Origin of the sequence: Candidatus Thiodiazotropha endolucinida, from assembly GCF_001715975.1 — a bacterium.
Taxonomy (GTDB): domain Bacteria; phylum Pseudomonadota; class Gammaproteobacteria; order Chromatiales; family Chromatiaceae; genus Thiodiazotropha; species Thiodiazotropha endolucinida.
Genome location: NZ_MARB01000007.1, coordinates 175,454 through 195,066, shown reverse-complemented (window position 1 = coordinate 195,066; position 19,613 = coordinate 175,454). Strand labels below are relative to the sequence as shown.

The 19,613-nt window shown below is 51.1% G+C and carries 19 protein-coding genes; 6 read left to right on the top strand and 13 right to left on the bottom strand.

Annotated elements, in window-relative coordinates:
* Nucleotides 1-352: 352 nt before the first annotated feature.
* The 3 genes from CODIS_RS08075 to CODIS_RS08065 form a co-directional block, all read right to left on the bottom strand.
* Nucleotides 353-955, bottom strand: coding sequence for a cytochrome b/b6 domain-containing protein (locus tag CODIS_RS08075; RefSeq protein WP_069123649.1), 603 nt, complete (start codon nucleotides 953-955; stop codon nucleotides 353-355).
* A gap of 4 nt (nucleotides 956-959) precedes the next feature.
* The gene (locus tag CODIS_RS08070; RefSeq protein ID WP_069123647.1) at nucleotides 960-2,564 is read right to left on the bottom strand and encodes a tetrathionate reductase family octaheme c-type cytochrome; all 1,605 of its coding nucleotides are present in this window, start codon (nucleotides 2,562-2,564) and stop codon (nucleotides 960-962) included.
* A 67-nt stretch (nucleotides 2,565-2,631) separates the two neighbouring features.
* Nucleotides 2,632-3,927, bottom strand: coding sequence for a cytochrome c family protein (locus CODIS_RS08065; protein WP_069123643.1), 1,296 nt, complete (start codon nucleotides 3,925-3,927; stop codon nucleotides 2,632-2,634).
* A gap of 420 nt (nucleotides 3,928-4,347) precedes the next feature.
* Here CODIS_RS08065 and CODIS_RS08060 point away from each other — a divergent pair, with 420 nt between their 5' ends.
* Together CODIS_RS08060 and CODIS_RS08055 are read left to right on the top strand one after the other, a co-directional pair.
* Entirely contained in the window at nucleotides 4,348-5,796 is a 1,449-nt protein-coding gene (locus tag CODIS_RS08060; RefSeq protein ID WP_083220624.1) for a multiheme c-type cytochrome, read from the top strand.
* A complete protein-coding gene (locus tag CODIS_RS08055; protein ID WP_069123641.1) occupies nucleotides 5,789-6,427 on the top strand; it encodes a cytochrome c3 family protein in 639 nt (212 codons plus the stop codon). Before CODIS_RS08060 ends, CODIS_RS08055 begins: the two co-directional genes overlap by 8 nt.
* Before the next feature lie 35 nt (nucleotides 6,428-6,462).
* Here CODIS_RS08055 and CODIS_RS08050 read toward each other — a convergent pair whose 3' ends face one another.
* Together CODIS_RS08050 and CODIS_RS08045 are read right to left on the bottom strand one after the other, a co-directional pair.
* Entirely contained in the window at nucleotides 6,463-6,693 is a 231-nt protein-coding gene (locus CODIS_RS08050; RefSeq protein WP_069123638.1) for a hypothetical protein, read from the bottom strand.
* 433 nt (nucleotides 6,694-7,126) lie between these two features.
* On the bottom strand, nucleotides 7,127-7,507 hold the full coding sequence (locus CODIS_RS08045) for a cupin domain-containing protein (RefSeq protein WP_069123696.1): 381 nt from the start codon (nucleotides 7,505-7,507) through the stop codon (nucleotides 7,127-7,129).
* Between the two features lie 51 nt (nucleotides 7,508-7,558).
* On the opposite strand from CODIS_RS08045, the gene CODIS_RS08040 reads away from it, so the two are divergent.
* From CODIS_RS08040 to hypE, 3 genes are all read left to right on the top strand, one after another.
* Entirely contained in the window at nucleotides 7,559-8,674 is a 1,116-nt protein-coding gene (locus CODIS_RS08040; protein ID WP_154723057.1) for an aminotransferase class V-fold PLP-dependent enzyme, read from the top strand.
* Between the two features lie 200 nt (nucleotides 8,675-8,874).
* A complete protein-coding gene (locus tag CODIS_RS20915; RefSeq protein ID WP_069123631.1) occupies nucleotides 8,875-9,219 on the top strand; it encodes a hypothetical protein in 345 nt (114 codons plus the stop codon).
* Nucleotides 9,220-9,270: 51 nt separating this feature from the next.
* Nucleotides 9,271-10,284: a hydrogenase expression/formation protein HypE gene (gene hypE / locus CODIS_RS08030; protein ID WP_069123628.1), complete on the top strand. Its 1,014-nt coding sequence runs from the start codon at nucleotides 9,271-9,273 to the stop codon at nucleotides 10,282-10,284.
* 295 nt (nucleotides 10,285-10,579) lie between these two features.
* Here hypE and CODIS_RS08025 read toward each other — a convergent pair whose 3' ends face one another.
* The 4 genes from CODIS_RS08025 to CODIS_RS08010 all read right to left on the bottom strand — a co-directional run bounded on the left by CODIS_RS08025 (nucleotide 10,580) and on the right by CODIS_RS08010 (nucleotide 13,655).
* Complete coding sequence (locus CODIS_RS08025; protein WP_069123624.1) at nucleotides 10,580-11,569, bottom strand: S49 family peptidase; 990 nt, start codon at nucleotides 11,567-11,569, stop codon at nucleotides 10,580-10,582.
* Between the two features lie 94 nt (nucleotides 11,570-11,663).
* Nucleotides 11,664-12,314: an HAD-IA family hydrolase gene (locus CODIS_RS08020; protein ID WP_069123618.1), complete on the bottom strand. Its 651-nt coding sequence runs from the start codon at nucleotides 12,312-12,314 to the stop codon at nucleotides 11,664-11,666.
* Nucleotides 12,304-13,269, bottom strand: a complete 966-nt coding sequence (gene rluC, locus CODIS_RS08015) for a 23S rRNA pseudouridine(955/2504/2580) synthase RluC (protein WP_069123615.1) — start codon at nucleotides 13,267-13,269, stop codon at nucleotides 12,304-12,306. Before rluC ends, CODIS_RS08020 begins: the two co-directional genes overlap by 11 nt.
* A 146-nt stretch (nucleotides 13,270-13,415) precedes the next feature.
* Nucleotides 13,416-13,655: a hypothetical protein gene (locus CODIS_RS08010; protein ID WP_069123612.1), complete on the bottom strand. Its 240-nt coding sequence runs from the start codon at nucleotides 13,653-13,655 to the stop codon at nucleotides 13,416-13,418.
* A 162-nt stretch (nucleotides 13,656-13,817) separates the two neighbouring features.
* Between CODIS_RS08010 and rne the strand changes: the two genes are divergently transcribed.
* Nucleotides 13,818-16,568 (top strand): ribonuclease E, encoded by a 2,751-nt coding sequence (rne, locus tag CODIS_RS08005; protein WP_069123609.1) that lies wholly within the window; start codon nucleotides 13,818-13,820, stop codon nucleotides 16,566-16,568.
* A gap of 117 nt (nucleotides 16,569-16,685) precedes the next feature.
* On the opposite strand, the gene CODIS_RS08000 is transcribed toward rne, so the two are convergent.
* The 4 genes from CODIS_RS08000 to CODIS_RS07985 all read right to left on the bottom strand — a co-directional run bounded on the left by CODIS_RS08000 (nucleotide 16,686) and on the right by CODIS_RS07985 (nucleotide 19,587).
* A complete protein-coding gene (locus CODIS_RS08000; protein ID WP_069123606.1) occupies nucleotides 16,686-17,177 on the bottom strand; it encodes a low molecular weight protein-tyrosine-phosphatase in 492 nt (163 codons plus the stop codon).
* A 173-nt stretch (nucleotides 17,178-17,350) separates the two neighbouring features.
* Nucleotides 17,351-17,917 (bottom strand): type II secretion system protein N, encoded by a 567-nt coding sequence (locus CODIS_RS07995; RefSeq protein ID WP_069123603.1) that lies wholly within the window; start codon nucleotides 17,915-17,917, stop codon nucleotides 17,351-17,353.
* The gene (gene gspM, locus CODIS_RS07990; protein WP_069123600.1) at nucleotides 17,914-18,510 is read right to left on the bottom strand and encodes a type II secretion system protein GspM; all 597 of its coding nucleotides are present in this window, start codon (nucleotides 18,508-18,510) and stop codon (nucleotides 17,914-17,916) included. Before gspM ends, CODIS_RS07995 begins: the two co-directional genes overlap by 4 nt.
* A complete protein-coding gene (locus CODIS_RS07985; RefSeq protein WP_083220622.1) occupies nucleotides 18,511-19,587 on the bottom strand; it encodes a PilN domain-containing protein in 1,077 nt (358 codons plus the stop codon).
* Nucleotides 19,588-19,613: the final 26 nt, after the last annotated feature.

The window sequence follows — 19,613 nt, the reverse complement described above, 5'->3', positions numbered from 1 at the left end:
CTGTTTTTGCGCCCAGCGGCGTTATCATTCGCTCATGTAGAATAACTACACTACGCTCATTCTGCCTTGCTGGGCACAAAAACAGCCCCAGCAGGGCGTATTGGATTAGTGTTAACAGGCCCTAATATAGAAACAAATTACCTTACTACCTTTCAAAGGCATATCCGCATCCGCCTAACTCGAATCGACAATTGTTTTAAATTATCAAAAAATTGACGACCCGTTAGAAACAATCAATAAACACAGACCGAAATCAACACCCTTTTATAGTTATTTAACCTTAATTGCAGCATCCATGCTGCAGTTGTTGTGCCAATCAACAGATCGCATACTCACATTGTTATACGCAGGATTAACTTTTCCTGGCTTCATGCCCGACTATCATCTCCACTAAATTACCAAAAGGCTTCTCCCCGGTTGTCAATGCCAGGTAGAGGTGGATCGGTATAAAGCAAAGTACCGCAAATGCGCCAATGGTATGCACTACGGCAACCAGGCCAAGGGGCACCCCCTGTAATCCGATAGAAGGCCAGTATTGATAGAAAAGATAGAGTAAGCCACTGATCCAGACTATCGGTGAGATGATCATGGTTAACATCAAATAAGCCATTCTCTGCAGTGGATTGTGCTTTTCCGCGCGCTTGCGGTGGAATGGATGTGGTGAACCAAGAAAAATACCGACCGCATAGTATTTGACCATAGCCAACATACTGTCCGGGTCACTCGGTACATACTGGCGCCACTCCCCAGTGGTCGTGTGCCAAAACAACGCCAACAGCCACAATCCGATCAATACCCATGCCATGATCGTATGCAGGTCGATAGCCTGTTCAAAACCGAATAGATGATAGGTTCCGTGGATCTCAAATCCGGTTATCAGCATGCCGAAGATCAACAAGGCTTGTGACCAATGCCACAGGCGTTCAAAGAGTGAAAAGTAGTAGATTTGACTCATCGACTTATCTCCGCTTGGCTTTTGAGAAGAGGCGTCCCAGGCCATGGATGGAAATGCCTCCCAAAGTACCTAAGACAGCCAGCCAACCGATCAGATCGACCCAGTAATAACTGTCCCGAGCAGGCATGTAAAATCCTGTCAGCTTGCTTAGCCGGCCATTTTTTGCGTGGCAGGCTTCACAGCCAAGCGCTTCCTCTTTAGGAGCAACCATATGTGCCAGCGGCCAGTGGTAGGTGGTTTCGATGAACCCGTATTCACCGCTGTAACCGGCATTGCTGGCTTCCATGGCAACTTTAATCGCCCTATTCCAATCAAAGGATTTCCAATACGCATCACTATCCTTGCCAAACAGATGGGTTGTTACCAGCGTACTATTACCTTTGTCGTAGGGCTGTTTGCCCCGCATGACTTTAAACGGCCAGATCCTGGCATTCGGATCATCGTAACTCCCTTCAAAGGTGTTGATGGCAACAATATTGCCGGGGTCGATCCTTTCATCGAGCTGCTTGTACCGAATATTGCCCGAGTACCAGGCATATTCAGGAATCAGGTTTTCGCCCCACTCGAAAGAGCCTTTTTTGGTGACGTAGTTGACATAGCCCTGCGCATCTTTTGTCTTGATGTGTTTACCGTCACTGGTCATGCGTCCTGCCGTTGACCAGTCCCACCAGGTCTTTGTCGGTTTGCCGCCTCTGGCATAGGTGGGGATATGACAGGATGTACAGGCAACCTTGTTGGTGTGGTCGTTGAGTTTGTTGTTTACCGTGACAGGATGAGGTTTGAGGTCATGACAGGACTCGCAGGTAGAACGGATATTGTCTCCGCGACCCGGTACATCGATACCCTGTGTATCCTTGGCTTGGGTGGTATAGCGGCTGCCCGATACGTCATGCCCATCTTTCTGATGACAGGTGCTGCAAACAAAACCCAGGCCATCCGTGCCCATATGCACATCGAGCGACTGGTTCGGATTGGTCATACTCGAATCGAGATCGCCATGCTTGACACCATCGCCACCGCCACCATAGAAATGGCAGGCGCCACAGGTTTTACGGCTGGTCTTGCCGACTTGCTGAGCCACATGTGCAAGATCGGGCGCTTTCCAGGTCTTCTTGCTATTTGGCGGGAACGGCTTGTCCACATAGGGTGGATGACCCGCTCCAGTCGGAAACTTCTTATAGGTCCCCGTCGTATCGTGACAGACTAGGCAGTCTACACTGGTTTCAGAACTGAAATCGAAGCTGTTATCCTTCCAGCCATAACCGACATGACAGCTTGTACAACGGGCATAGTTGGTCTCAATGGCGCCGCAGAAATTGTTTACAATCGTCTGCTTGCCCAAGGCCTCCCCGGTATCCGGGTGGGTGAACTTCCAATTCCAATGTTTGGTTTTGTGGATCTGCCTGGCGGCCTCTGTATGACACTCAAGACAGGCTTTAGTCACTTCCGGCCCTGTACTGAAAACCTGTTGAAGTGCTTCGAATTTCGTGTGATCGGCCGTTGAACTGATTATCTCCTCTGATGCCGTAAGGTTAATCGTAAACATCAGAAACAGGATGAACTGCAACAGTGAGGCCAGACGTAGAGTAGTACACTTTAACCTGCACATAACGCCTCCCAAACCAGTTTTTTGAATGCCCCACACCGGCTGTCATCGGTGTGAGGACTTTGCTTTGCTAGAGATTCACCTCTGCTACAGCTATCGACGCTGGCGCCACCAAGTCTTCCGGCAGATGCTTGAATTTTTCTACCAGTACCGGCCAGAGCAGGTTATAGAACAGCTCACCTCTTACGAGTACCGCATCCTTGGCGGGTATCTGGTAAGAGAGGATACGCTCTTCATAAGGCTTTAAACGCGAATCGACGCCAAGCTGTGTCGCAGTCGGCGGCATTGCCGGGTCACCTTTGTCATTGGCCAGCAAGTAGGCGAAATAGGCCTTGGAATCGCTTTTCGCGGGGTGGCCTTCAGCATTTTGCCAAATGGCATTGCCCGATGAGTCGTAAGCCGTGAGTTTCAGATAGATATTCCTGAACGGTGCACCCGTGGGAAGACTGTGCGGCTGCATGTTCTTCAGCTTGACAGTGGCATTCAGACTATCCCCTTGCTTTACCGCATCGAGGGTGAATACCACACTGCGTTTCAACATGGCATGATTGTGACCACCGCCCATACCGTGATCGACCATACCACCAGCGACAGGCATGTGGCAGGATTGGCAATTGACGTTGCTGCCCGCATACTCATTGCCCGTCTGGCAAAGCGGAACACCATGGGGATTGTTGCGTTTGTCATGACAACCCATGCAGGCCGCGTTAGTTTTCATTAATCCTGGATTCGCAGCCATCGGAAGGGCCTGGATCTTCTTGCCGTCCAGTTCCACCTCGCCTTGAGTATGGGGATTGGGTTTCGAGTCATCATCACTGCCTGCTCCACCGAACATATCGTCAGCCGCGATCAATTTCGTCAGTCCCTGGTTGAAACCCTGAGGTCCCTGCAACTCGTTTTTGCGTTCATAGGCCTTGAGTCCCAACAGCAGCTTCCCATTCTTGCCACTGGTTCCCTTGAATTTTGCCAGGGTATGACAGGCAACACAGTTGACCCCTTCTGCATAGGCGGGCTTGGCATCGAGCTTGGTTGTCTTGTCAACAGCCGCGTTCGGTGCATGGCACTGCAAGCAGATCGGATATTTCCCCGATGCCTTGTGCTTCACCCCCTCTTCCACCGGACTACCGACAACCTTCTTGTAGAAGGTGGCATGAATAGGGTCTTTTAATGCCGTACTCTGGGCATGCATCGAACCCTTCCATTGGTTGTAGATCTCTTTATGACAATTTTTACAGACCTCAGAGGAGACATGGTGAATCGGCTCGTCCGCACCGGCCGTGACACTTGTCGGATGTATGAGAAATACAAATGTTGAAAAGACTAGGCTTAAGACGTGAAGCGTCCTCGAAGCAAAAACTGCTTCCATGGTTTCCCTCCTTATTGTTTGTTGACGAATGAGAGAATTTATCTACTTCTTATTCTTCTCGCTTAGGAATAATACACACAATGGTGATGATGCCAAACAAAAAAACGAAACGTTATTGACTGAACGCAGAAGATTAATTCTGTTAATTGGTAATTACCCTGTATTTTATTGGTGGTTTTATCCTTTCTGTGATGACTTGTAATTTTTATTAAAACGATAATTTAACTGATCATAAATGATAATTGTCATTGGAAAGATGGAACATCGTGATAGGATTAAATGACACGCCACAGCTTCGGCGTGTAGAAAGAAGAACAAAACAGCTGGACTGTCATCTAAAGTTTGCAAACACGAATTAAGGCCTCAGGCAGTATCTGGCTCGGATGTAGAAATTGACACTCCAGCTCAAGGAGACCGTTAATGAGTCCATCCCAAGTGAGGCGTTTTCTACTCGGCATTCTAATCTGCTGTACCCCAGAACTCTTTGCCGCCAAGGTCAGCGTGGATCCCAGCGAATGGGGAGATCCCTTGGGCAAGGAGTGCATCAGCTGCCATGAGAAGAGTTCCTCCGGTTTGACAAAGCAGTGGCGTCAGAGTGCTCATGCTGAGGCGGGTGTCAACTGCCTCGATTGTCACAAGGCCTCAGTCGACGACAATGATGCGATCACCCATGAGGGACAGGTCATCGCCACCATCGTCTCCCCCCTGGATTGTTCCCGTTGCCATACTGTGGAGTATGAGCAACAGAAGGGATCGGTTCATTCCGAGGCGGTAGGCATTATTGAAAACAGGCTGCCCGCCCTGGCGGGACATGTTGGCGGCGATGCCATCGTGGCAGCCGGTTGCGATCAGTGCCACGGATCCAAGGTGGAGGTGCGGATTGATGGTTCCCTGGATCCGCGAACCTGGCCCAATTCCGGTATCGGCAGGATCAATCCGGACGGCTCCAAGGGCTCCTGTTCATCCTGTCATGGCAAGCACCGCTTCTCCAAGGCTCAGGCCCGGGAACCCAGCGCCTGTATCCGATGCCACTCCGGACCCGACTCACCCGACAAAGCGATCTATGAAGCATCGAAGCATGGTATGCAATTTGAAGCACACCGGGATGAAATGGCCCTGGAGAGTGATAACTGGGTCGCGGGTAAAGACTATGTTGCCGCACCCACCTGTGTAACCTGTCATATGGGTGCCGCCGGTAAACTGAAGGCAAACCACGATGTGGGCATGCGCAATGCGTGGAGCCTGAACACACCGGTCTCGATGAGGCAGCAGCTGGTGGTTTTCGAAGATGGTGAAAAAATCGAACTTCCCGAATCTCACTCCCCCCCTCGACGCGGCAGCGAAATCAGCAAGGCAGACGGAAGCATGGGAAAGGTCAAGGCGGTCGCATCACCAAAACGCAGACGCCAGGCGATGAAACTGGTCTGCCTGGAGTGCCACAGCAAGGCATTCACAGAGAGCTTCATGAATCAGTTTGACGAGGTGGTAAGACTGTTCAATGAAAAATTCGGTATTCCGGCAAAACGGATCATGCAGACCCTCTATTCCGAGGGCCTGTTAACACCCGCCCCGTTTGACGAACCGATCGAATTCATCTACTGGGAGTTGTGGCACGATGAGGGAGCTCGCGCACGCCATGGCGCTTCGATGGCCAGCGCCAATCACACCTGGTGGGAGGGTATGTATCTGGTCGGAAGAAACTTCTATTCCCGGTTTCTGCCTCAATTGGAAAGGATTGCAGGCGAGGAGAAGGCCAACGCGCTGATCCAGGCATATGTGACATCAAACGATCATCACCAATGGCTGGAGCAACCGCAAAAATCCAACCCGATCCTCGGTTACGATGTAAAAAGGCAAGCCGATGAGTAAGTGGAAATTGCCCTCTTTTATTACCCGGCATGTACTCATGGCACTTGTTATCGGCGGTATTGCCGGGATCGGATTTATGTTGTTTCTGATTGAATTTGACGAGCTTACGAGTTCTGAAGCATTTTGCACCACCTGTCATTCCATGGAGATCGCGGCAGAAACCTACCGCTCTTCGACTCACTACAATCCTGTATCCGGTGTACGCGCATCCTGCGGTGACTGTCACGTTTCCGAAGGTGTAGTCGCCGCCACATGGGATCATTTCCTTGGTGGCAAGGATCTCCTGACCCAGATCTCGGGAAAGCTGTTTGGACCGGATTACGATGATCCGGTGATCAATACCCTGCATCTGCCGGAGGCCGCTTTCGCTGCCAGAGAATGGTTCAAGGCGAGGGACTCGGCCACCTGTAAACGCTGCCATGTATTGGAAGCGATTCAAGGTAAACGGGCTGACACCAATACCATCCATCGGGAAGAGACTCAAGGCAAAAGCTGCATCGACTGCCACATCAATCTGGTACACAGAAAGGTGCCGGACGAGCAGACCTTCAAGAGAGAACGCTGGCTACAGATGGTTGAAGAGGAGTTTGGATTGGAACCTGGCGGTGCACAGCGGTTGCTGGCTGAATAAGCAATCAACTTATCCAACCACCATCCAGCCGCTATCTATTGGATACAATCCTTGAAACTCTTGCCGGGAATCAGGCTCAATGCGGTTGCAACCAGCATCACAAGCGGACTGATCAATACCATTCCCAATGCAATTGGCTGGAGAATCAGCAGCACAAAGTTTGAAGCAGTCCAATGCGCAATGACTTCAAGCAGCATACCGCCGATCAGAAGCACACCGGCCAGTGTGACAACACCTCTAAGATGTTTACAGTTCAGAAATGACATGATACACCTCACTACTCGCGTATTAGTCATTGATAATATAATGACAAACAATCCATCAATGGTCACTGACAATTCTCAACGACTAACAATCATCAGCCATTGACCACAACCTCTCTATCAATAATAGCGGCATATATTAATATTTCATGATTTAATTATATACATTATTCCCGGTTTTTTTATAGTTATTGCGATACTGGTCAAAACAATGATGCGCATCACTATATGATGCACTCCTATTTTTTATAGTAATTTCTGTTATTTATAGCCATAAAAGCTGGGTATTAGACAGTTAATACGTTTTTTGTCAGGTTATTAATGATTGGTTTGAACTGATGATTACGCCATAAATTGCTCGTTTGGTGGATTTATGCATCTATCTTATTGTTTTGTCTATACTTAATACCTCTTAAGTTCAGCCTTGTTATCGACTTTAAACGATTTCAGTTTCATCCAGCTCGATATAGTCTCCCCGTTGGAAGCACGGTGTGCAAAGCGCAAGAAATATCAAATCCTCGTCGCCCGTATTGCTTATCCGTTGATAACAGCCTGGGGGGATCAGCACCACATCCCCGGCAGTAACGATCTGTTTCGGCAGACCCTCGACCTCTACCCTTCCCGTTCCACTCAGGATGCAGTAGCGCTCAGCGCTATGATTCAAGCGATGCAGCCGGGTGGTTACGCCGGGTTCAACCCTGGCGCGTGCAATCGACAGGTCGCCATCCGCCTCATGATTCGACAGTTCGTTGATATAACAGCCTTCTTGGAAAAAATACTCCTTTGACGCATCATGCCGTAAGATTTTTACCTGCATATTGTCTCCCGGGTAAGCCATATCGTCGGCAACATAGCATAGAGGTCATTTGTGTCACTATTTTCACTCGATCCGGCCATGATCCACCTGAACCATGCCGCCGTCGCACCCTGGCCGGAACGCACTGTCGCCGAAGTGGTTCGATTTGCACAGGAAAACGGATTCAAAGGCTCCTCCCACTATGCGCGCTGGCTGGGGGTCGAGAGCGAACTGCGCCGCTTACTGGCGCAGTTGATCAATGCGCCGTCAGATAATGACATCGCCTTGTTGAAAAGCACATCCGAAGGCCTGTCGATGATTGCATATGGCCTCGATTGGCAGTCGGGTGACAATATCGTGTCGATCGCCCAGGAGTTTCCCTCCAATCGCATCGTCTGGGAATCACTCCGGAACCAGGGCGTCGAACTACGGTTACTGGATCTGAATCGGAGTCAAGATCCGGAAAAGGACCTGATCGCACTGTGTGACGATAAAACACGACTATTGTCAGTCAGTTCTGTTCAATATGCGGCAGGCGAGCGACTGCAGCTGAAGGGTCTGGGTGAGTATTGCAGGACCCATGATGTAATCTTCGTGGTCGATGCCATTCAGAGTCTGGGTGCATTCCCCTTCGATCTGTCGGAGTGTCATGCCGATATTGTGGTGGCTGACGGTCATAAATGGATGCTGGGACCGGAAGGTGTCGCTCTCTTCTATTGCGACTCGGCGCTGCGGCCACGACTCAAGCTGCACCAGTTTGGCTGGCATATGGTGGAATCCATGGGGGATTTCGATCGTATCGATTGGCAACCGGCAGATAGCGCGAGACGATTCGAATGCGGCAGTTCGAACATGCTGGGTATCCACGCACTGCGTGCAAGTCTCAGTCTCATCCACGAGCTCGGATTGAATAGAATCTCAACAGACATCATCAGAAATGCCGAATTTGTCATCGATCAAGTGGACACAGCAGGTTTCGAACTGCTGACCCCGAGAGAACCACTGAAACGGGCAGGAATAGTAACATTCCGCGTGCCCGATAGAGATAACCATGCCATTTATCAAGGCCTTATGCAGCAGCAGGTTGTGTGTGCATTTCGTGGCGGTGGAATTCGCTTCTCACCCCATTTTTACAACCATGAAGAGGGGATAGAAACGGCATTCAAACGCCTGTCGGAACTGCTTTAGAACCAGAATATTAAAGATCGATTATTTAATGATTTAAATCAAGCAAAAAAACTATCACTGGCATATAGTATTTAACAGGTTCAAGGAACAGCACCACAACAGGCCATGAACCGACACAAAAATAAATGGGGTGTTGAGGCTGGGTGGTAACTCACCACCTGACGAGATATTAGAAAGTGATATGAAGGAGACATTGTGCCATGAAAAAAACCTTAAAAACTGTTGCTGTAGCTGCAATCGCCGGATCCGCTCTGTTGACTACTCTACCCGCTCAGGCATTCTGGGGTCCTTTTGATTGGTTTGATGACGACGACTGGTATGGGCCTGGATATGGACCTTGGGGCTATCCTGGCTATGGTTATGGCTATCCTGGCTATGGTTATGGCTATCCCGGCTATGGTTATGGCTATCCCGGCTACGGCTATGGCTATCCCGGCTATGGCTATGGCTATGGCTATCCGGCCTATGGTTACGGTTATCCCTATGCCGCTCCGGTAGCTCCAGCTGCACCGGCGGCTCCGGCGGCTCCGGCAGAAAGCCAATAACGACAATCCAACCGATAAAAAACTTGCCCCGCCCCTGTGGCGGGGCTTTTTATGACGCTTCAGGATACACACATCTCGCTTGCCCATGGTAACGGCGGGCGCTACATGCGGGAGCTGATCGAATCCCTGTTTGCCCGTCTTCTAAAAAATCCCAATCTGGATATCCAGGCGGACGCCGCCAGGCTGCCCGAATTGGGAAACGGCGACCTGCTCTTCACCACCGACGGATTTACCGTTCAACCCCTGGAGTTTCCCGGTGGCGACATCGGTTCTCTGGCTGTCCATGGCACAACCAACGATCTCGCGGTGAGCGGTGCGATACCGAAATATCTCAGTCTCAACGCCTTTATCGAAGAGGGATTCGAGGTAGCGCAGTTGGAACGCATTGTAAAAAGCATCGCCGACGCAGCGAGCGCTGTCGATGTTCATGTGGTAGCCGGAGATACCAAAGTGGTCCGACGCGGTGAGGGTGGCGGAATCTATCTGGCAACGACCGGCATCGGCCTACGCGAGGGTCGTATAAATCTCGGTATGGGTATGATCAGGCCAGGCGACAAACTGCTGGTCAGCGGCCCCGTCGGTGACCACGGTATTGCCGTAATGCTCGCCCGCGAAGAGTTCGGCTTGCGGGGGGACGTGAAATCCGATGCAGGCTCAGTTCTGCCATTTACGCAAGCCCTGCTCGATTTACCGGGTCTGCGTTTCATGCGCGATCCGACACGGGGAGGCGTCGCAACAGTAGCCCATGAAATCTGCCGGGCCACAGGCTTACAGGTCCGGCTTGATCAGGCAGCCATTCCGGTGCGCGACCCGGTCAATTCGGTATGCGAGATGCTCGGCTATGATCCGCTCTTTCTGGCCTGCAAAGGACGAGTCGTAGCCGCGGTTGCCGCCGATCAGGCAGACGTGGCCCTGGGGCGTTGGGAAAATCTGCCTGGTGGCGACATGGCGGCATTGATCGGTGAGACGCGACAGGAAGATCCCTATGTCATCCTGGAAACTGATCTGGGAGGGGCACGCATCCTCGAGGAATTGGAGGATGACCCGCTACCCAGGATCTGCTAGGGCCTGTTAACACTAATCCAATCGGCTCTGTTGTGTCTGAAAATGCGCCAATCAAGGCGCGAGGAGTGAGGTTTGGTGATTCCAAATGAGCGACGAGCAACGCCGAGTGGCGCATTTTCAGGCACAACCCGAAGGGCTGGGGCTGTTTTTCCACCCAGCAGCGTTATCATTCGCTCATTTAGCACGGCTAAACCTCGCTCATTCTGCCTTGCTGGGTAAAAAAACAGCTCCAGCAGAGTCGATTGGATTAGTGTTAACAGGCCCTAGACCCTGGTGCAGCTTTCTATACCCGCCGTTATCGGATTGAAAAAGCGCCGCCCAATCCGCCAATTGTGGTCAGCACTTCCGCGGCACCGGCGCCGATATTACGCGCAAATCGCTCCCAAACATCCTCTTTCGGCGTAAAATCGACTATCTCTTCCGCACCGATGACCTCTCGGGCCACATAACTGCTGCTGCCGAACTCATCGATTAGCCCCATCTCCATGGCCTCCTCTCCGTTCCAGAAAAGTCCGCTGAAGAGTTCCGGGTATTCCGTAACCTTGAGACGCTCTCCCCTGCCCTCCTTGACGGTAGCGATAAACTGCTCATGGAGTTGATCCAGCATCTGCTGGATATGACCTTTATCGGTCTCGTCCAATGGTGAGAAAGGATCAAGAATGCCCTTGTTCTCGCCGGCGGTGAGTAGTCGTCTTTCGATACCCAGCTCCCGCATGCCGTCAACAAAGCCGAATCCATTGATCAATACCCCGATCGAACCGACGAGACTGCCCTCGTCAGCATAGATTTTATCGGCGGCAACAGCGATATAGTAGCCCCCGGAGGCACAAACATCCGCGACCACGGCATAAACCGGAATCTTGGGGTATTTCTCTTTCAATCGAGTTATCTCGCGATTGATGTAACGGGATTGTACCGGACTGCCACCCGGTGTGTTCATCCTTAAAATAACCCCTCTGGTCTTTTCGTCCTCAAATGCAGTACGCAGACCGGTGACAATATTGTCCGCACTCGCCTTGGTCTCAGAGGAGATCAAGCCTTTCACTTCGACCAGTGCGGTATGCTCCTCCGCGTCGGTTTTCGCCACCTGTAGCTTATCGCCCCAGAGAAATACCCCTAGTATCAAAAACAGATAGCCGAATGTGAGCAATTTGAAAAAGATTCCCCATCGGCGACTGCGACGATTTTCTGTCACCGTCGCCATCACCATCTGGTTCAGCAGATCCCGTTCCCAACGACTGGGCTCGGACTGATTCCTATGCGCTCCCTTATTGCTTTCAGACATGAGAAATACCCTTAAGTAAATTATATAAATATGGATTTTTAAATATAGCTTTCATGTTAAGAATCAATCATCTCATAACAGCTGATAGCTCAGGTCAGCCACTGTTCAACCATCTAGGAATCTCCGTAATACGGTCCACGCAGGCGAGTGGTTTATGTTTTAACAATCGCTCCAAACTGTGGGTGCCATAGGTCACGCCCAAAGCGGGCATGCCGGCATTGACGGCCATCTCAAGATCATACTCCGTATCCCCTATCATCAGTGCCTGCCGGGGTTCGATCCCGGTCTGCGCGAGAATCTGATTCAACATTTCCGGATGGGGTTTGGAAAAGGTTTCATCGGCACACCGGGTCAGATGAAAAACGTCGGCCAGTCCGGTCGACTCAAGAGCATAATCCAATCCTTTACGGCCCTTTCCGGTAGCGACTGCCAGCAGATAACCCTGTTGCAACAGCTCGTCGAGCACCTCCCGGGTACCTTCAAAAAGCTGCGATGGAGAACCGTTGTTCTTGAAAAAGTGAACCCGATAGCGGGCGGCGATTTCGAGATGCAGACCCTCTCTACCACCAGGGAACAAGGTATTGACTGCTTCGAGCAATCCCAGACCAATGATGTCTCGAATCGCATCCTGGCTGGGCGCCGGCAGATTCAGGTCTCTCACCGCAGCTTCGACACACTCGATTATGTGCGCCTCTGAATCCATTAAAGTTCCATCCCAATCAAAGACTAATAATTCATACTTCATCTTTTGTCTTAAGTTTTTCCAAGAGTTCTGCCAGGTCTTGAGGCAGGGGAGCATTAGCGATTAAATCGTGTTTCTCTCCAGGCCAGCGGAAACTGACCTGATGAGCATGCAGAAAGAGTCTTCTCAAACCCATCTGCCGCATATGCTTGTTGGCATTATCCTCACCATATTTTGTATCACCCAGAATCGGTGATCCCAACCAGGCGCTATGCACACGGATTTGGTGCGTCCGCCCGGTAATCAGTTCCACATCAACCAATGTTGCATTCTTAAAACGCTGCAGTCGTTTGTAGCGGGTTACAGCCTGTTTACCCTCGGCATCCACTCTGACCACCCTCTCCCCACCCTGTAAGGTGTTTTTTTTCAAGGGCATATCCACAACCCGCGCCCCTTTGCGCCAGCTACCGGCCAGGAGGGCCAGATATCGCTTATCGACCCGGTTTTCACGCATGAGTTCATGCAGAATCCGTAAGCTGCTGCGACGTTTACTGATCAGCAAACAGCCTGAAGTCTCACGATCCAATCGGTGCACAAGCTCCAAGTGCCGCTCATCCGGCCGTACCAAGCGCAGGGCCTCGATGATGCCGCTACTCACACCACTGCCCCCATGTACCGCCATCCCGGAGGGTTTGTTCAGCACCAGCAGGCGCTCATCTTCGAACACCACTGCTTGTTCAAGGGTGGTGCGCAGCTGTTCCGATGGGTGAGGTGGAACCTCTGTTCTGTCAGTACGTACCGGAGGTATCCTGACCAGATCTCCGGCCCGGATCTTATAAGGCGCCTTGACCCTGCCCTTGTTAACCCTGACCTCGCCTTTTCGCAAGATTCGATAGATATGACTCTTCGGTACCCCCTTGAGTTGACCCATCAAAAAATTATCGATTCGCTGTCCGGCATATTCCGAGTCCACCTCGACAATCCGAACCGATGGAGAATTCTTTTTTGATTCTGACATTTAGCGTCGTTTATTTATGCGTATCGATTGATGTTCGGGTTGAAGGTTGCTATATTCATCATCAGTTTTTCAGGTACTGGCCCGTGGATAGCCATATAAGCCGGTACCCGCGCGGTATGTAACCGCCTGCTGCCGAATAAATTGTTTTAGGCGCAAGCGGTTACCCAGCCAAGCGCACAGGTGCCCTTTGGATATCTGGCTCTTAATCTGAACCCTCCGCGCCATTGCAGCTTTCGAGTTTGTGTCTGTTGCAGGACCATACTCCGGGAATAGATGCCGGGCCGATAGATCTTGGCCATGTTGCTCTCCCTTTGCATTGGGCGCCATATTTTCAGTTCGATCAGCAGCCGATCCCAAGCGGCGAACTTTAACAGTTTTTCAGCCATCTGAGCTAGTTTTCTAGCCTGGAATAGAAACCCGTTCCACGGGTTTGCGTGGTAATGCTCTACAGATGACGAGCAGGAAAGGCTATTGCCTGGTTCCATCGTTGAGGAGTTCACTGCGTAACGCCAGGGGATAACACTCGATGGCTGCATGGATACATAACAATGAAGCGTATGTTGATCAACGCAACTCAACCTGAAGAGTTGCGTGTTGCCATCGTTGATGGCCAGAAACTATTCAATCTGGATATAGAGGTCCCCGGTCGAGAGCAAAAAAAGGCCAATATCTACAAAGGGCGCATTACCCGCGTCGAACCCAGCCTGGAAGCTGCATTTGTCGATTACGGCTCGGAACGCCACGGTTTCCTCCCCCTCAAGGAGATAGCCAGGACCTACTTCACCGAAAAAGCCAGGAGTACCTCAGGCAGAGTCAATATACAAGAGGCGATCAAAGAGGGCCAAGAGGTCATTATCCAGGTCGAGAAAGAGGAACGCGGTAACAAAGGGGCTGCCCTGACTACATTCATTTCTCTGGCCGGACGCTATCTCGTGCTGATGCCGAACAATCCCCGCGCCGGAGGTGTATCCCGCAGAATAGAAGGTCAGGATCGTACCGAACTGCGTGAAGCCATGAGCGAGCTGCAGATCCCTGATGACATGGGATTGATCGTACGCACTGCAGGTGTCGGCAAGAACAGCGAGGAACTGCAGTGGGACCTGGACTACCTGATCCAGCTTTGGCAAGCAATTGAACACTCTGCAGAGAAGCCGGCCCCTTTCCTGATCTACCAGGAGAGCAATGTCATCATTCGCTCCATCCGAGACTATTTGCGCGCCGACATCGGTGAGATCGTCATCGATGACAAGGATGTCTTCAGCCAGGCCGATCGCTTCATCAATCAGGTGATGCCGCAATACAGCAAGAAGCTGCGCCACTATGATGACGAAGTCCCGCTCTTCAGCCGCTACCAGATCGAGAGCCAGATCGAATCGGCCTTCCAGCGGGAAGTCAGCCTGCCATCCGGCGGTGCTATCGTGATCGATCACACCGAGGCCTTGACCTCTATCGATATCAACTCCGCCCGAGCCACCAAGGGTGCTGATATCGAGGAGACCGCCCTGAATACCAACCTTGAAGCGGCGGATGAGATCGCCCGGCAGCTGCGTTTGCGGGATCTGGGCGGACTTTTCGTTATCGATTTCATCGATATGACGCCATCGCGAAACCAACGCGAGGTGGAGAATCGACTCAAAGAGGCATTGAAACAGGATCGGGCACGGGTACAAATCGGCAGAATCTCCCGTTTCGGACTGCTGGAGATGTCACGCCAGCGCCTGCGCCCCTCTCTGGGTGAAGCCAGTGAGCAGGTCTGCCCACGCTGCAAGGGACATGGCACGATCCGTGGCGTGGAATCACTCTCCCTCTCTGTATTGCGCATCATCGAAGAAGAGGCGATGAAGGAGAATACCGGTCGCATTGTTGCTCAGCTCCCTGTCGATATTGCCACTTTTCTGCTGAATGAGAAACGGCAGGCGATTCACGACATTGAAAGGCGCCAGTCGATCGATGTCGTGCTGGTGCCCAACATCCATCTTGATACCCCCAATTACACCATTGAGCGGGTGCGGATGGGTGACCTGCCTGCGGATGACGATACCGTATCGAGTTACAAGATGGTCACCGACGAAAGCGAACAGAAGGTACAGGATTTCGGCAAGGCCAGACAACCGCAAGCAGAAAAACCCGCAGTAAAATCCATCGCACCCGCGAGCCCCGCCCCACAAAGGAGTGAAGCAGCCCGGGCGGTGGCGGAAACGGGTGAAGGCGGTTTTTTGAAGAAGATCTTCAGTATCTTCACCTCAAAGTCTGATGAACCCGCCAAAGAGGAGCCGGCAAAAAAGATCGCCAAACCCCGTCAGAGCACTGACCGTGGCCAATCAACAACGGCAGGGAAAGGACGTAAAAGACAGGCGGCCGGTCGTGGCAAAGGCGGCGCCGGTGAAAATAGGCGCGGTGAGCGATCCGAGCGGCGTACACAGGAAGCATCTTCAACAGGTAAACGAAAACCGCAGAAATCTTCGGCCAAGACAGCTGAAAAACAGACCAAGGAGAAAAAGCCCCAGGAAAAGAGTAACACTCAGGCGGATAAGGCAAACGGCGAGACTCCAAAGCCCAAGGCATCGCGCCGGGGTCGTCGAGGTGGTCGCAGACGTCGTGCCAATGCGGAGAAAACCAACGAGCAATCAACAGCCAACGGCGTATCTGAGGAGAAGGACCCATCGACAAAAGGGGCAAAGGTCGATGAACCCAAGCGTGAGGTGAAGGAAGCGCCACGCAAGAGTGAAACCAGGCAAGATGCCAAGAGCACTCCTGATGCAAACAAACCAGCTGCCGGCAAGAAACAGAAACCGGCGGCAAGAAACAAACCCAGGAAGGATCAGGCAACACAAACGACCGCCACACCGACCGTCTCGGAAACGGTCATGCAGGAAAAACAAGCGCCTGAACCAGGTCCAAAACTGGTTCAGATTGAAACCAAACCACAACAGGGTGAAAAAGCGCCTGCGAAAAAGAAACCGACGGTTTCTTCCGACGATCCGCCGGCATCTGTTGAAAAAAAGCCGGAACCACAAATAGCGGCCGAAAAAAGACCGAGACCACAGGCAACAGACGAAAAAAAACCGGAAACGCCGAAATTGCAGCAGGTGGAGACCGCGAAAAGGACTGAAAAACCGGCCGCAAAGCCGACAGCGGCACAACCTGATACTGAAATCGGCAAACCGGTTACCACTGAGAGGGTCCGGCAGAGCAGTCATACTGCCGTTGTGGGGCAGTCAGACAAGGCGGCAACCGCAACTGCCGAACCTAAGCCAAAGTCGAGCGAGAAGAGCGTAGACAGCGGTAATGGAGATTGATCGGCCAAATCTTGCTCCATAGAGATGGAGCAAGTTTCTGTCCATTGAGCGAATAGTCTGCCCACTACATCTCTTGCCCGGTCACCATTTTGCTTATCGGCGAAAGAGGATAGCGCCTCAGGCGAAGTGGTGACTCATGATTTTATCCAACAGACCTCGGGATGCCTCTTCCACCAGATCGAATACCCGGTCAAAACCTGCAGCGCCACCATAATAGGGATCGGGCACTTCACGTACAGGTTGATGTGGCGCAAAATCCAGAAACAGATGCAGCCGATCTTCCCTGCCCGGCGGACAGAGCGCCTCCAGGTCCGCATAGTTGGACCGGTCCATTGCAATGACATAGTCAAAGCGTTCGAAATCCTCTGACGTGACAATCCTGGCACGTAAGTCGCTTAGATCGAGCCCCCGTTTGATTGCTGTCTCACGTGCCCGGCGGTCCGGTTTGGAACCGGTATGGTAATCGATGGTGCCTGCAGAGTCGGTGGCGATATAGTCACTCAATCCCTGCTTCTCGACGATGTCACGAAACACACCCTGAGCTGTGGGTGAGCGACAGATATTGCCCATGCAAACAAACAGAATGTTAATCTTTATATTGTCATTCATAGAGTTAAATTCATTACCTGTTTTTCGATCCGATGCGACGAGCCGGCCGACTCGATAGATCCCCTATTTTAACCGATACTTTGTTTTTAGTACCCATGAAAAGCCCACCGATCGGAAGACAGGCATAATCCATCAGTACAAAGTCGGGAATTCTGTCATATCATCCTTGCAGATCAGCGATTAGACGGCCTGAAGGGTAGCTTTCTTAGCGGCAATTTTCGCTTATTGACCGATGTGTCATCTATTTCCAATTTCAGAACCAGCCGCTCTCCCTTTCTTGTGATGATCGCACTTTTGCTGTCGACGGACTCGACCTTCCAATCATTCTTGTTCATGCCCTGGGACACGCGTAGCAGCTCATTGGTATCCAGGTCGCGAATGATTGCAACCTTGTTGTCCGGCATCATGGCAACACCTTCCAACTTCAGCCGAAGGGGCTTGCGTGGGATTCGGGTCACATTGGATTTCTGCTCCGGTTCGGCTGGAGGCAACCTGCCTTCCACAAACAGTGGCCTCTCAGTTATTTCATCATATGCCGTTAATGAAACCGGCACGAACCTTGTTGTCCCCGCCTTGCCGTCGCTTGTCCGCGAATTGTCCTGGTCGGCCATTCGTTCCATCGTTGGGCTCGCGTAACCTACGGGAGATCTCCATTGGTAATAGAGGTATCCGCCCATAGCGCCTATTGTCAGCAAGAGCAGGAGTGTCATGACATTGAAGCTATGCTTCCAGTTGTTCATGTCCCACCATTTTTGATATAGCCGACGACGAGAAATTCCAAATCCAGCATTCTTATCTGTTTTTCGATCTGCTTTGTTTTCGGCAGCCTCCTCCTCGGAATATGTCTGCTGCGAAGGCTGATGTTTTCGATAAACAGATAGGGTTTTTGCGTCTCGAGTTGATGCAGTATCTGTTTGAGGTTTTCCAGGGCGCTCCTCATCCTGACGCGAATGGCGACTTTATTAAGTATCTCCTCCCGGGATATCTGCGCTGTCTGAGTGCTTACGATTTCACCCTGCCCTGCGGCAACCACCTTTTTGATCCTGCGCTGAAGTTCTGCGTTTGCCAGCGAGTCGGTGTTGCTTTGCAGATAGCGCGAATCAGTCTGTTGAACACGCTTGAGTTTATTAAATTCAAGCTGGTAACGCTGCTCCTGCTTGGCAATCTGCTGATAGCGCTGTATCTGGAATTGCGTGTCTTCAATCCGCTCATTAAAAACCGTATTCATTGACCATACCGGGTAGAGCGCCAAAAGCAACACAACCACCAACAGGAAAAGCAGTATGGATACAGCGAATACACGTGATTGCCTGGGATTCAAAGAGCTGAGCATTTAACCCTTAGCCTCCACGTCAGCAGCAATTTCCGCGGATATGTGAAAACGTTCCGTGTTGTTTTTTTTGCTTCGCGTAACCGGCGATCTGAAGGTGACGTTTTGGAACAGATTTGAGGTTTCGAGAATTGGAATCAGTGAAGCGGATGCCGTCGATTGACCGTGCAAGTGGACAGTATTACCCCTGACTTCGAAATTACTGACCCAAGTATCATCAGGAAGCAATAGTGTTAATTCCAAAATTATATCGAGAACCGACTTGGTTGCCTGTTTCCTCTCTTCTAAAAAGCGGTTTTCACTTCTCGCAGAGGTCACCTGTTCCCGTAGCGCGGCAACCTGGGTGGCTTTCGATTTATACTCTTCCAGCTCACTTTCGAGCTGTTTCAGTAATGTGGATTTCTGCCATAGGGGGAGTATCAGGTTACCGATAAACAACAGCAGCAGGATCAAGAAAAGGGTCAGGTTAAGCAGACGATAGCGTTTGTATGGTTTTTCCCTTTTCTCAGGAGGCAGAAGATTGACCTCATTTAAATTATGCTCGATCTCCTCACACGGGGAAATGGCATTGATTCGTACCTGATTCTCCTCCAACTGCTTCAAGGCCAGCGAAATCTTATCGATCGGCGCAAGAATCAAGGTGATGTCAAGAGTACGATTCTGCTTGTCGCGGGCATTGATAACATAGTCGTAGTAAACCTGCTCAACACTAAATGGAGTCTGCCGATCCATTTCGAACGCAAGCACCTCACGCAGATTCTCTTCCGTCTCAATGGGCAGTGTAACTTTCTTGAAGAGATATTTTTTAGGTTCCAGGCAGAGCCGTATTTCACTGGCGTTGTTGAGTACCCTTCTGTGTTCAGGGTCGTCGAAGTCAACGGTCCTGAGATAGTTTTCAACCACCTCTTCGCCACTCAATCCCTGGTTGACGATGCGCAGTGTTTCATCCTTAAAAAGCAGTTGAGCTGGTTTTCCGCCCCGAATAAGCGTACGAACTCTCTCCGGCAGGAGCATACTGATCTCACCACTCCACCAGAACCAGAAATTACTGAGTTGATATTTCAGGGATTGTGTTGCCATGGGATAATTTTAACGGGTTTTGTTGC